This window comes from Synechococcus sp. HK01-R, assembly GCF_014217855.1.
In the GTDB taxonomy this organism is placed as follows: Bacteria; Cyanobacteriota; Cyanobacteriia; order PCC-6307; family Cyanobiaceae; genus Synechococcus_C.
In genome coordinates this window covers 1,063,092-1,075,187 of sequence record NZ_CP059059.1, presented here as the reverse complement: position 1 = coordinate 1,075,187, position 12,096 = coordinate 1,063,092, and the positions used below count along the sequence as shown (strand labels likewise).

At 63.2% G+C, this 12,096-nt stretch carries 10 protein-coding genes; 3 read left to right on the top strand and 7 right to left on the bottom strand.

All coding sequences use genetic code 11. The features are described 5' to 3' along the window. Window positions 1–5: 5 nt before the first annotated feature. Window positions 6–206, bottom strand: coding sequence for a photosystem II reaction center phosphoprotein PsbH (psbH, locus tag H0O21_RS05515; RefSeq protein WP_131455871.1), 201 nt, complete (start codon window positions 204–206; stop codon window positions 6–8). A gap of 83 nt (window positions 207–289) precedes the next feature. On the opposite strand from psbH, the gene psbN reads away from it, so the two are divergent. After that, window positions 290–430, top strand: a complete 141-nt coding sequence (gene psbN, locus H0O21_RS05510) for a photosystem II reaction center protein PsbN (RefSeq protein WP_131455869.1) — start codon at window positions 290–292, stop codon at window positions 428–430. A gap of 7 nt (window positions 431–437) precedes the next feature. On the opposite strand, the gene H0O21_RS05505 is transcribed toward psbN, so the two are convergent. Then, window positions 438–3,491, bottom strand: a complete 3,054-nt coding sequence (locus H0O21_RS05505) for an alpha-mannosidase (RefSeq protein ID WP_185190681.1) — start codon at window positions 3,489–3,491, stop codon at window positions 438–440. Between the two features lie 61 nt (window positions 3,492–3,552). On the opposite strand from H0O21_RS05505, the gene H0O21_RS05500 reads away from it, so the two are divergent. Both H0O21_RS05500 and H0O21_RS05495 read left to right on the top strand, forming a co-directional pair. Continuing rightward, window positions 3,553–3,672 carry a photosystem II reaction center protein I gene (locus H0O21_RS05500; protein ID WP_006042333.1) on the top strand — a complete coding sequence of 40 codons (120 nt, stop codon included), beginning with the start codon at window positions 3,553–3,555 and terminating at the stop codon, window positions 3,670–3,672. A 171-nt stretch (window positions 3,673–3,843) separates the two neighbouring features. Then, window positions 3,844–6,933: a DUF3769 domain-containing protein gene (locus H0O21_RS05495; protein WP_370523105.1), complete on the top strand. Its 3,090-nt coding sequence runs from the start codon at window positions 3,844–3,846 to the stop codon at window positions 6,931–6,933. 3 nt (window positions 6,934–6,936) lie between these two features. Here the strand turns inward: H0O21_RS05495 and H0O21_RS05490 are convergent, their stop codons facing one another. The 5 genes from H0O21_RS05490 to H0O21_RS05470 all read right to left on the bottom strand — a co-directional run bounded on the left by H0O21_RS05490 (window position 6,937) and on the right by H0O21_RS05470 (window position 12,078). Further along, window positions 6,937–7,413, bottom strand: coding sequence for a pentapeptide repeat-containing protein (locus H0O21_RS05490; RefSeq protein ID WP_185190680.1), 477 nt, complete (start codon window positions 7,411–7,413; stop codon window positions 6,937–6,939). Between the two features lie 74 nt (window positions 7,414–7,487). Then, window positions 7,488–8,114: a 3-isopropylmalate dehydratase small subunit 2 gene (locus H0O21_RS05485; protein WP_185190679.1), complete on the bottom strand. Its 627-nt coding sequence runs from the start codon at window positions 8,112–8,114 to the stop codon at window positions 7,488–7,490. A gap of 49 nt (window positions 8,115–8,163) precedes the next feature. Further along, the gene (leuC, locus tag H0O21_RS05480) at window positions 8,164–9,588 is read right to left on the bottom strand and encodes a 3-isopropylmalate dehydratase large subunit (RefSeq protein ID WP_185190678.1); all 1,425 of its coding nucleotides are present in this window, start codon (window positions 9,586–9,588) and stop codon (window positions 8,164–8,166) included. Window positions 9,589–9,614: 26 nt separating this feature from the next. Next, the gene (locus tag H0O21_RS05475) at window positions 9,615–10,928 is read right to left on the bottom strand and encodes a competence/damage-inducible protein A (protein WP_185190677.1); all 1,314 of its coding nucleotides are present in this window, start codon (window positions 10,926–10,928) and stop codon (window positions 9,615–9,617) included. Further along, window positions 10,900–12,078, bottom strand: coding sequence for an MraY family glycosyltransferase (locus H0O21_RS05470; protein WP_255441187.1), 1,179 nt, complete (start codon window positions 12,076–12,078; stop codon window positions 10,900–10,902). The genes H0O21_RS05475 and H0O21_RS05470 overlap by 29 nt, the downstream gene beginning before the upstream one ends. Window positions 12,079–12,096 lie beyond the last annotated feature (18 nt).

Here is a 12,096-nt window from a genome sequence, read left to right as displayed (position 1 = left end):
TTTCCTCAGCCGAGACCGTTCCAGTTGACGTTGATGCCCTCGAGGATCAGGGACTTGTTGTACAGCTGCAGGATCACCAGTAGGAAGACCAGGAACAGGGCCATGAACACGCCCATCACAGGAGTGGTTCCCCAGCCGGGCACCACCTTGCCGTACTCAGAGTTGAGGGGACGGAGGAGATCTCCCAGACGAGTGCGTTGAGCCATGGCGGGCTTGGTCTCGGGTGAGGTTCAGTCTCGATACTGTAGGGGCCACGGTCCTGATCGGGCCGAACCTGTCGAGAGATGTGATGGAAACCTCCTCCCCGGCCCTTTCCGTGGCGATCGCCGTGCTGGCCGTATTGCTCGGGCTGACCGGGTTCGGCGTCTACACAGCCTTTGGACCTCCCTCAAAGCAGCTGGACGATCCCTTCGACGATCACGACGACTGAAGCCCGCTCAGGGGTCGGAACGGCGGAGCTCAAGATCCACCAGCGCTCCCGGCCTGACTGAGATGGCTTCACCCCATTCGCCATCTCCATCGCTGGAACCACAGGATCGAACAGTCCAGCCGGCGTCTTGCGGCAGCTTCCATTGCTGGCGGCGACCACCGGGGTTGTGGACCTGAAGACGCACAGAACCCTCTGGGGCTTCGCTGGTGAGGGCAATCGGCACCAACCCCGGCGGAAGGCCCGGCAACAGACGTTGGTCTCTTGCTGTAGTCGCTTTGCCCCACCAACCGGTTTCACGAAAGGCGAGGGCCGCCTGGGGAACAGCGCCTCGCTCCCAGCCCTCCGGAACCGGCATGAGCGCAAGCCGTTGGCGATGCCAGCCCCGATCCGCCGAGGGATCCGGCCAGGTAGGGCCGCGCAGCAGGGAAACGCCAAGCCGATCCGGCACCAGGTCCACCCCCTGCGGACCATCCAGCAGCACCGCGAGCCCCCCTGCTGGAGCTGCCGCCTGGCTCGCTAGCCAGGAGATCACCGGCACCTCCCAACGGGCCTGCTCCCTGGCGGTCTGAGCCAAAGCCGGCCGCTCAAGGACCCCGCCGCTGGTGTCCGCAGCCCAGCGGACGGCTTCGCTGGCCAGGGGAAGCTCCAGGCGCAGCAGCTCATGGGTCTGACACCAGTCAATGCTGCAGGTGATCTCAATCCAAGGGTGATCGGCACGGAGCTGCAGATCCACTCGGATCTGACTCGCACCGGCGTTACAACGCCACAGGCAACGGGCCAGCAGCGGCCCCGATTCGACGAGTTCAGGCGGATCAAGCGGCCCCTCGAGAGGCAGGGGGTGCTCCCGGTAGTCAGCCGCCAGATCCCAGGCATCCCAAAACTCGCCGTGATCACCAAAACGGCGGAACTCCAGCGGGGCGGACAGCTGCGGAGCACCAGCCGCATCCCTGAGCTGGCGGAGTCCAGAGGCATCGATCTCGGCGGAGACCAAGCCGTTGCAGATCCGCCAACCACCCCCTGGGAGGGTGGTCACTTGCACAGCGCCCCGCACTGGCGGTTGTTTCAAGACAGCAGCCTGTTGGGGCAAAGCAGCCTTTTCGAGCGGCACGTGCTCGAGCGCAACCGCCGCGACCCCCTCCTGGCAGGGCAGCTGCACCCAGCTGCCACCGGTGGGCGCATCCTGAACAGCCAACGCCTGACCGGCATGGGTCCAGTGCCCCCGGGGCAGGCGCAGCAGAGGTGACCAGCGCGCCAGCGGCTGCAAACCAACCCAGCACCAGCGGTTCTCTCCAGAAGCAAGCCCGAGCAAGTCGCGTAATCCCTGATTGCGCTGGCGCAGGGCCTGCCGCCGCGAAGCCCGCCAGACGGGTTCAGCCTGCTCAAACACCTCCGGAATCGACGTACCAGGAAGGATGTCGTGAAATTGCTGAAACAGAAGCGGTCGCCAGTCAGTAGCAGCGCGGGCGCCGGCACCAGCTCGAGCATTGAACCCTGCGCTCAGCAATGCAGCCACCAGATCCGCCTCTCTGAGCAGCCGCTCCAGGCTGCGGTTGTGGCGCTTCTGATCCGGACGGCTGGTGGGGCAGCCCCGGTGAAGTTCCAGATACAACTCATCCCGCCAGACCGGCAGGCTCTCCATGTGAGCCTCCAACCCCTGCAGGTAGTCACGGAGACTGCCTGGCCGCCGGGCCGAAACCTGGGGATGCCCCTCCCAAAGCTGCAACTGCTCGAGCATTTCAGCGGTGGGACCACCACCGTGGTCACCCACCCCTGGAATCCAGAGGGCCTGGTCTAACGCTGTGGCCGCTTCGAAGGCACGCTGTTCCGCCTGAATGGCCCCAGGGTCACCATCGGTGCCGATCGGCGGCAACATCAACGCCAGCACCTCAGCCGCACCCCTGCTTCGCCAGCGAAACAGGCGATGGGGGAAGGGGTTCGAGGCATTCCAGGCCAGTTTGTGCGTACAGAACCACCGCACCCCCTCCATGGCCGCAATCGCCGGCAGGCCGGCGGCAAAGCCGAAACTGTCGGGAAGCCAGGCCAGCTCATGGCGCCAGTCGGGGAACGCTCGATGGCTGTAGGCCTGGCCCAATGCGAATTGGCGCCGCAGCGACGCCGTGCCAATCAGCACGCAGTCGGTCTCGACCCAGGGGCCATTGATCGGTTCCCAGCGGCCAGCCGAACTGGCGGCCTGGATCCTGGCGAATAAAGCCGGACGAAAGCGCTCGAGCCATGCATAGAGGGCAGGAGTGGAGTGGGCGAAATGCAGATCAGGGAATCGCTCCATCAAGGCAAGAGCAGAGCGGAAGGTGCGCTCTGCGGCCTCCCAGGTGTCGGCCACCGGCCAGAGCCAGGCGAGATCGAGATGAGCGTGACCAAACCAATGCACCTGGCCGGCCGCAGGAGCGAGCCGCCTCAACGCATCCGCCACCGCCTCAGCCGCGGCGTCCTGCAGGGGATCCAGATCCAGACATGACTCCGGCAACCCTGTCTCGGCCTCTTGCTCAGGCCCTGCCGGAGAGGCCGCGAGCGCTAAATCCAGGGCCTGAGGCAGCAACAGCCGTTCCGCCCCATCGGCTGCCGACGACGTCTCTGGCTCAAGAACGATGGCACTGCTGATCAGGGCACCGTCGTCGTGGAGAGGGCTGCGCAATTCCAGCTCCAGAACGATCGGCCTGCCGGCCAACCAGACCGAGGGAATCGGCCAGCGACAGCGGGTATCGAAGAGGTCGCCCTCATGGACGAGCTGACCGTCCACCCAGATGCGCACGGCATCAGCCCACCAGCTCAAGACCAGACGCGCCTGGGCTCCCGTGCAATCCCGCCAGGCAGGCGGGCAGCGGATCTCCTGTCGCAGTCGCCTCCAAACTCCACCTCTCGGCCAGACGAGCAACCCCCGCTGCACCCAGTCGGGACGGTGCTCACGCCCCCATGGATCCTCCAAAGCAGGGCCCCGTTCTGGGGCATCGCTGCGCAGCCAATGACCGATCAGATCCAGACGCGAGCGGCTTCGAAACGTTTCAATCCACCCCAATCGCCGGGCCTGGAGCTGGGTTTGCATCGTGATCACCAAACATTGCCCCATAGGATGATGGCGCTGTCCCAGACGCCGGTCGGTCTCCATGCTTGCCCTCAAGATCTCCGTTTACTCGGTCGTCTTCTTCTTCCTCGGGATCTTCGTGTTCGGCTTCCTGGCGAGCGATCCCAGCCGCACCCCCAGCCGCAAGGACCTCGAAGACTGAATCCAGAGTCGGCTGACCGCGCGTTCAGTCACGCCAGACACTGGACAACATCTGCAGAGTTGAGCGTGCTGCGCGTGGCAAGATCAGCGGCCACAGCAGCAGCAGCGCTTGCCGGCTCGCAACGTCACATCCGGTCATTCAGGCCTGCTGGCCAGGCACTTTTACACGCTTGTGCTCCTGGGCTCCCTGATCAGCCCGATCTCGCCAGCGGCGGCAAAGACGCCTGCGCCCACGGAAAGCAAGTCAGCCGGCAGCACAAAAGACTCGGAGCAACCTCCCCGTCCACCGCTGGAGATCAAGCTCAAGGCTGATCAACAGAGCTACGACTCGCGCAGAAACCTGTTCATCGCCGAGGGCAACGTACGGGCCGTCCTCAACGGCGGAGTCCTGCAGGCGGACCGCATCGAGTTCGACAGCAACTTCAACACCCTGTTCGCCCGTGGCAGCGTTCGTTATCGCAAGGGTGCGCAGTATTTCCAGGCCAGCACGCTTCGCTTCAGCCTGATCCAGGGCGAGGGCGAGCTGGAAGACGTGTACGGCGTCCTGGATCTCGACAGCGCCGCCATCGATCTCAACCCCTACGGCGGAGCCAACCCCAAGCCTGCGGAGAAGCCCACGGATCGATCAACTGGCACGTCGCGCCTCCTGCCGGTCATTGAAAGCAGCGGTCTGGGGTTCCCCACAGCCCTCGGCATCGAATTGGAGGCAAGCACCCCCGAGCGGATCAGCCCCCAGGGTGACGGCAGCGGCTTTTGGGACGTGGAACTCCCGCCGGCACAGGAATGGCAGGTGCCCGATGCGGCACAACCCAACAACAAACCCGCCGATGCAGGGATGGCCTGCCCGCCAGTGCTGCCCCCGGTCCCCCCCTGGCATCCCCATCCCTGGGCTGTGACGGCCTGGGGTGGGCAGATGATCGATTCCAACTTCGGCGATACCTTCCTCTTCAACGGAAGGATGCGACCGGAATACCTGCTCGGCCTGAGTCTTCAGAAGCGCATCTGGCGGGCAGGCCCCCTATCGCTGGAACTGGAGGCCGACCTGTTTGGCCACCACGCCTACAGCCAGAAAGGCGGCCAATTCAACCAATCCGTGCCCTATGCCGACACGCCTGATCAGACCTTTGCTGAAGGGATCCTCGGCCTAGGGGCGCGGCTCTGGCTGCAACCCTGGCTGAGCTTCGGATTTGTCGAGGGCATCAGCTACAACACCTCCGTCAGCAACTACGAGCGCACCTACCGGGAGAACTACGCGCAGCTGCTCAATTACCTGGCCTTTGAACTCGAGGCCGCCGTCTCTCCCGAGCTCTCAGTGGTGGGCAGGATCCACCACCGTTCCGGCGCCTTCGGCACCTACAGCGGTGTCAGGGAGGGCAGCAACGCTTATCTAGTCGGGGTGCGCTACCGCTGGGGCCAGGATCCTGCAGCGCCGGAACAGGCGGTGGTACCGCCACCCCTGGGCTGTCCCGACCCTGACCGCGCCAGTCGCGTACCACCGCAGAGCCTGAACGAGCTGCTGGATGACATCACCTTGGGCAACCCAACCCCAACCGCTGCCCAGCCACCGGTCACCCGTCTGGCTCAGAGCGAGACCTCCAAGCTGTCCCTTTCAGAACAGGAAGCAGAGAGGGCCAGAGCGATCGCAGCCATCGACCAGCGAATCAGCAGCATCCAGTTCCAACAAGCACTCACGGTCGAACGTCGCCTCGGGGTGCCCGGCACTGTGCAAAACAGCGCTGTAGAGGAAACCAACGACTACGGCGGCGTGCGCGCTAGCCAGCTCAATCAGATGGGCCGTACCCAGCTGGTCACCGGAGAGATCAGTCGCTGGCGCATTCAGGCGGCACGGGTCCGCGTGACCCCAGAAGGCTGGCAAGCCGATCGCATGGGTTTCAGCAATGACCCGTTCACACCAGCCCAGACCCGCATCGATGCAGACAACGTCATTGCCAGGGAACAGCCCAATGGCGACATCGTGATCCAAAGCGATCGCAACCGTTTGATTGTCGAGGAACGGCTCCCGATTCCAGTGAGCCGCACCCAACGCATTCAGAAGGAGGAGGAGATTGAGAATCGCTGGGTGTTCGGCATCGACAATGAAGACCGTGATGGATTCTTCATCGGCAAAAACCTCAAGCCGATCGAACTCAGCAGTGACTACACCCTGAGCCTGCAACCGCAGTTTCTGGTGCAGCGGGCCATTGATGGCCAGACCAACAGCTACGTGGCACCGGGCTCCTCCGTCGACAGCGGCGATGTGACTCAGCCCACCACCATCGGCGATTTGTTTGGACTGGAAGCCGAGCTGAATGGCCAGCTCTGGGGTTGGGACACCACGGTCAACGCCGACATCAGCACCTTCAGCCCTCAGAACATCGCCAATGGCAGTCGCTATTGGGGAAGCATCAAAAACAACTTCACGCTTCCTTGGATCGGGGAATTCACCACCCGCTTCTTCGGCGCCTATCGCTACCGGACCTGGAACGGTTCCTTAGGCGAAACCGATGTGTATTCGGCGTTCGGCGGCTTCGCCGAACAGAAGGGCAACGTGAACTGGGGCAAACTCAGCAATTCCTATCTGTGGCGAATCGGGCTGGGCAATTACCAGGCCGAAGACTTCGAGAGCACCAACCTGAGCGAACTCTGGAGGGCAAATTTCTACGGCTCCTTCAACAGCAGCTATCCGCTCTGGCGCGGCAAAACAGCTCCCCTTACTCCTGAAGGGGCCTATCGCTACTCACCCGTAGCGATTGTGCCTGGCCTCACCTTCAATACCAACGTCAACACCCTGCTGGCGGCTTACGGCAACGGCACATCGCAGAACACGATCAGTCTGTCGGGCGGCCCAACCCTCACCCTGGGCACCTTCAGCAAACCCTTCCTCGACTACACCCAGCTGTCGGTCAGCGGCGGCGGCACGCTCAAGCAGGGAAGCAGCCCCTTCGACTTTGACCAGGCCATCGATCTGGGCACTCTTGGGATTGGCATCACCCAGCAGATCGCAGGACCACTGCTCCTGAACATGGGCGTGGCTCTCAACGTGGATCCAGCCTCAGAGTTTTACGGCGACGTGATCAACTCCAACATCGAGTTGCGCTGGCAGCGGCGCAGCTATGACTTCGGCTTCTACTACAACCCCTACGAAGGAATCGGTGGCTTCCGCTTCCGTCTCAATGACTTCAATTTCACCGGCACCGGTGTGCCCTTCATCCCTTACACCCCGCGCAACCTGCCGAACACGTTGGAAGCCAGACCCTTCTGAACATCAGTCGGGCCCACCTCCATAAATCAGATGGCTACCGGTGAGATCGGAGCCGGCAAACTGCATGCCCTTCGTTTGCACCCCCGGTGCATAGGCATTGATCACAACCGCGTTGCGCAGATCGGCATGGCGAAGATCCGTGCCGGAGAGCTCGGCATTGGTCAGCATCGCCCCACGCAGATCAGCCCCGTCGAGGCGCGCACCACTGAGATCAGCTCCCTCGAGGTTGGCATCCGCGAGCTGGGCAGCGCGCAGATCGGCATCACGGAGATCAACACCGATCAGATGAGCACCGCGCAGATCAGCACCACGCAGATCACAGGCTCGGCAAGCACCAACGGTGAGTAACTGCTCGATGGGCGCCATGAACGGCTGCACCTGGAGAGGCACCACGCTCTCGCTGCGCAAGGGTGCAACAGCGGTCAGGCCCAGGGTGAAGACCCCCGCCAGGACAGATGCTGAGGCTGCAATGGAGGCCATGGACGGAAGACTCCTCTCCTTCCGTCATAGACACTCAGGCAAGTGTCCGCAGCCCCAGGCTCATCCCCGCGTGCTCAGAGGGGATGAAAACCGTTGAGATACGGCAACCGTTGCAGCGTTGCGTTCAGCTCCGCCTCCCTAGCCACAAGCTGGGACGTGGCATCCCATCGACCGCTCAGCAGCATCTCCCGCGCTCCTGGATCCAGGCGCACCTCCCAGTCGCCCGCCCGCTCGTTCTGACAACGGCCGCGCTCCAGATCAAGGGACCATTCGAGCGTTGGGTCAGCTTCAACCGCTGCCTGCAAGCGCACCACCTCATCAGGTGTTGCCGTTGCACAGGGAATGCCCAAAGCGAGGCAGTTGCCGTGAAAGATCTCAGCAAAACTGACACCGATCACAGCACGAATCCCCCAACGCATCAGTGCCTGAGGCGCATGTTCTCGGCTGGAGCCACAACCAAAATTGCCGTTGACCACAAGGATCCTTGCCCCGACATGCTCGGGCTGATCAAAGGGGTGAGCACCAGCGAGTTCCTGACGATCGTCCGCGAACACCTGATCGCCTAGCGCTTCGAAGCTCACACATTTGAGATAGCGAGCGGGAATGATTCGGTCGGTATCAATGTCATCGCCCCGCAGGGTGAAGGCACGCCCATGCACTTGGGTGATCATGCCTTGGGGGAAGGCGCCTGACTGGGTCATGGACAGCGTCGGGTGGAGAACTCGGGGAAGAAACGAAATGAGACTTGACTCAGCCGGAGACGGCGTCTGTTGCCACCAGGCTGCGGACATCCGTGACGGTGCCGGTCACCGCAGCCGCGGCCACCATCGCCGGGCTCATCAGCAGCGTGCGCCCACTGGCAGAACCCTGGCGCCCTTTGAAGTTGCGGTTGCTGGAGCTTGCACTGATCTGCCGCCCCTCCAGGCGGTCAGGATTCATGGCCAGACACATGGAGCAGCCGGGCTCTCTCCATTCAAAACCAGCTGCACGGAAGACCGCATCAAGCCCCTCCGCTTCCGCCGCCCGAGCCACCTGCTCTGATCCAGGCACCACAAACGCCTTGATGCCTTCAGCCACATGGCGTCCACGGGCCACCGCAGCCGCAGCCTTCAGATCGCTGAGACGACCATTGGTGCAGCTGCCGATGAAGCAGACATCAATCGGCACTCCGGCAATCGCCTGACCTGGAGCCAGATCCATGTAGCGGTAGGCCTCCTCCGCAATCGGTCGGTCCGATGGCTGAAGCTCATCAGGGGTCGGCACCGCTTCATCCACACCGATGCCCTGGCCAGGGGTGATCCCCCAAGTCACCGTGGGCGCAATCGCAGCCGCGTCGAAGCGCACCTCATCATCAAAGCTGGCGTCTTGATCGGAAGCGAGTGAGCGCCACCAGGTCACAGCACGCTCCCAGGCATCACCGCTGGGTGCCGCTGGCCGACCGGCGAGGTAATCGAATGTCACCTGATCGGGATTCACGTAGCCACACCGGGCACCACCCTCGATCGCCATATTGCAGAGCGTCATGCGCTCTTCCATGGAGAGCGCATCGATCGCTGGACCAGCGAACTCATAGGCATGGCCCACACCGGCCTTCACACCCAACGTGCGGATCACATGCAGGATCAGATCCTTGGCGAACACGCCTGGACTGAGCTGATTGTCGACCCAGATGCGTCGCACCTTCAGCTTGTTCATCGCCAGGCTCTGACTGGCGAGCACATCGCGGACCTGACTGGTGCCGATCCCGAAAGCGATCGCACCGAAGGCGCCATGGGTGGAGGTGTGGGAATCGCCGCAAGCCACGGTCATGCCGGGTTGGGTCAAACCCAACTCGGGAGCGATCACATGCACGATGCCCTGACGGCCGCTGCCGAGGCCATGCAGGGTGATGCCATGCCGCGCGCAGTTGCGCTCAAGCGTGCTGAGCATCTCTTCAGCCAGGGGATCGGCGAACGGACGCGCCTGGCTTGTGGTTGGCACGATGTGATCCACCGTGGCAACCGTGCGCTCAGGACAGCGCACGGCGAGACCCTTGTCGTCCAACGCCGCAAAAGCCTGCGGGCTGGTGACTTCATGGATCAAATGCAGACCGATGAAGAGCTGAGTGGATCCACCGGGAAGCTCCGCCACCCGGTGCAACTCCCAGACCTTGTCGTAAAGCGTGCCGCTGCTCATGCCCGCCAAATGATCAGCGCATCAGCCTAAGCGTCAGCAACAGCAGCACTCTCGAGAAGGCGAAGGCGAAGGCGGTTCAGGGCCTCTCCCACACTGAGCCGCCTGATCCAGTCACGACCTTGGCTGGCACCAAAACGCTCGCCACTACTTTCGGCACCATCAGGACCGACCACGGCCAAATGCACCAGGCCCACCGGCTTGGTCTCGCTACCGCCACATGGACCGGCGATCCCAGTAATCGCCACTCCCCAGTCGGCACCAGTGCAGCGACGGACCCCTTCCGCCATGGCAATCGCCACTGGATCACTGACGGCCCCATGGCGGTCGAGCAGCTCTTGAGGAACCGAGAGCAGGTCTCGCTTGACGGGATTGGCGTAGGCAATCACGCCTCCAAGCAACACCTCCGATGCGCCCGGAACAGACGTCAGGGAAGCGCCAAGGCCGCCCCCAGTACAGGATTCCGCCACCGCCAGGGTCTGCCCACGCTCCCGAAGCGAGGCAATCACCACAGAGGCCAGGGTGTCGTCATCGGCTCCAAAGCAGAGTCGCCCAGTGCGACGGCACAACTCCTGCTCCACGGGGTCCAACAAGCGAAACGCCTCGTCTTCGGTCTGGGCCCTTGCGGTGAGACGCAGCATCACCTCACCGCCACCGGCATAGGGGGCCACGGTGGGATTGCGACCAGCCAGCAAGTCCTCGATCTGCTCGGCAAGGCTGGATTCGCCGATGCCCCAGAAATGCAACTGGCGACTCGCAATCACCCCCTGGGCCAGATCGGAATCGCGCAGCCACGGGGCTGCCGTTGCACTCCACATCGCCCGCATCTCGCTCGGGACACCAGGAAAGGTGAGGATCGTGAATCCTTCCTGGGGTGACCAGATCATCCCTGGCGCCGTACCGGTGGCATTGGGAAGCACCTGGGCCCCTCGAGGCAGTTGTGCCTGACGACGCAGGCTCGGGCCAGGCTCGCGGCCGCGACTGCGGCACTTCGCGACGATGTCGGCCCAGACCTCGGGCCGCTCCTCCAGGGGAGTCTCGAAAGCTGTGGCCAATGCCTCGGTCGTGAGGTCATCCGGCGTAGGGCCAAGGCCGCCCGTGGTGATCAACACCCTGGAGCGCTCTGCAGCCTCTTGAGCAAAGCGGATCAAACGGGAGCGATTGTCTCCAAGCACCGACTGCCTGTAGTGAGGCAAACCGAGTGCCGCCAGCTGTTCGCCCAGCCAGCGGGCATTGCCATTGAGGATGTTGCCGAGCAGCAACTCCGTGCCAACACAAAGAAGCTCAACGCCATCTTCCCGTTGATCGTCCCGTTCAGCCACGCTGCGCAGGGGTGTTCCCATGGGAACAGTTCGGTGACACACAGGTCTGACGCTCACCGTCGTCGGGTCCACAACCTGAGGAGCGGCGCAGCTCGGCTCGCTCTTCTTGCTGGCGACGACGCAGCACCACAACGGTTCCCACCAAAATGGCTGTGGCCAAGCCCAGCCAGAGGAAGCGCAGCTCCACATTGGCAACCACCATGGCCAAGGCAGCAAGCCACTGGGTGAACACATAGATCAAGAGAACCGTCCGTCGATGGCTGAAACCGGCCCTGAGTAAGCGGTGATGAAGGTGGCGTCGATCGGGGTAGAAAGGCGAGCGCCCCTCCCGGAGACGCCCCATGATCACGGCGCTCATGTCGGCCAGAGGGAGGGACAGGATGAGCAGGGGAAGCAGCAAGCTGACGGTCGTGATGCCTTTGGCCGGCCCCACAATGCTGATCGCTGCAAGGGTGAAGCCGAGGAAATAAGACCCTCCATCCCCCATGAAAATGCGGGCGGGATTGAAGTTGTGGCGAAGAAAGCCGAGGCAGGAGCCAGCCAGAGCAGCCGCTAAGAAACCAGCGGCCACCTGATGGAGCGAGAAGCTGACGGACACCAGGCCAACGGCGGCAATACCCGCCACCCCAGCGGCCAGGCCGTCGAGGCCATCAAGCCAATTGATCGCGTTGGTGATACCCACAAGCCAGATCACTGTGGCCGCGAGGCTGAGCAGATCGGGCAGTACAAGAGGCGTGCCGCCATCGATCAGCCAGGGGAAATCGATGGCACCGATCCTCACCCCCTGGGACCAGACGACGACGGCGACAGCCACCTGCCCCGCGAGCCTGGGCCAGGGGGAAAGAGCAAAGAGGTCATCGGCCAGGCCGATCACAAAAAAGCAAAGGGAACCCGCCAGGGTGGTCCAGATCAGTTGATCTCGTTCCGGAGCGAGCAGGCCAAAGCCCCCCAGCCCCCAGGTCACCGCGAGAGCGAGGGCGAAACCAATCACCATGGCCACCCCACCGAGACGAACCATCGGGGTGGAGTGCTGCTTGCGCGGATCGGGCTGATCGGTGAGGCCGAAATGCAGTCCTAGAGCCCGCACCCGAGGAACAATGATCGTGGTGATGCCCGCAGCCATCACGAAGCTCGCCACGGCGACTGCGAGGGGGCTGCTCGCGAGGGTCACAGGAAGCTCCGCGGAGGG

What these genes read in the sequence shown, in the direction of transcription:
- psbH (WP_131455871.1), bottom strand. Translation starts at nt 206, where the DNA reads ATGGCTCAACGCACTCGTCTGGGAGATCTCCTCCGTCCCCTCAACTCT.
- psbN (WP_131455869.1), top strand. Translation starts at nt 290, where the DNA reads ATGGAAACCTCCTCCCCGGCCCTTTCCGTGGCGATCGCCGTGCTGGCC.
- H0O21_RS05505 (WP_185190681.1), bottom strand. Translation starts at nt 3,491, where the DNA reads ATGCAAACCCAGCTCCAGGCCCGGCGATTGGGGTGGATTGAAACGTTT.
- H0O21_RS05500 (WP_006042333.1), top strand. Translation starts at nt 3,553, where the DNA reads ATGCTTGCCCTCAAGATCTCCGTTTACTCGGTCGTCTTCTTCTTCCTC.
- H0O21_RS05490 (WP_185190680.1), bottom strand. Translation starts at nt 7,413, where the DNA reads ATGGCCTCCATTGCAGCCTCAGCATCTGTCCTGGCGGGGGTCTTCACC.
- H0O21_RS05485 (WP_185190679.1), bottom strand. Translation starts at nt 8,114, where the DNA reads ATGACCCAGTCAGGCGCCTTCCCCCAAGGCATGATCACCCAAGTGCAT.
- leuC (WP_185190678.1), bottom strand. Translation starts at nt 9,588, where the DNA reads ATGAGCAGCGGCACGCTTTACGACAAGGTCTGGGAGTTGCACCGGGTG.
- H0O21_RS05475 (WP_185190677.1), bottom strand. Translation starts at nt 10,928, where the DNA reads ATGGGAACACCCCTGCGCAGCGTGGCTGAACGGGACGATCAACGGGAA.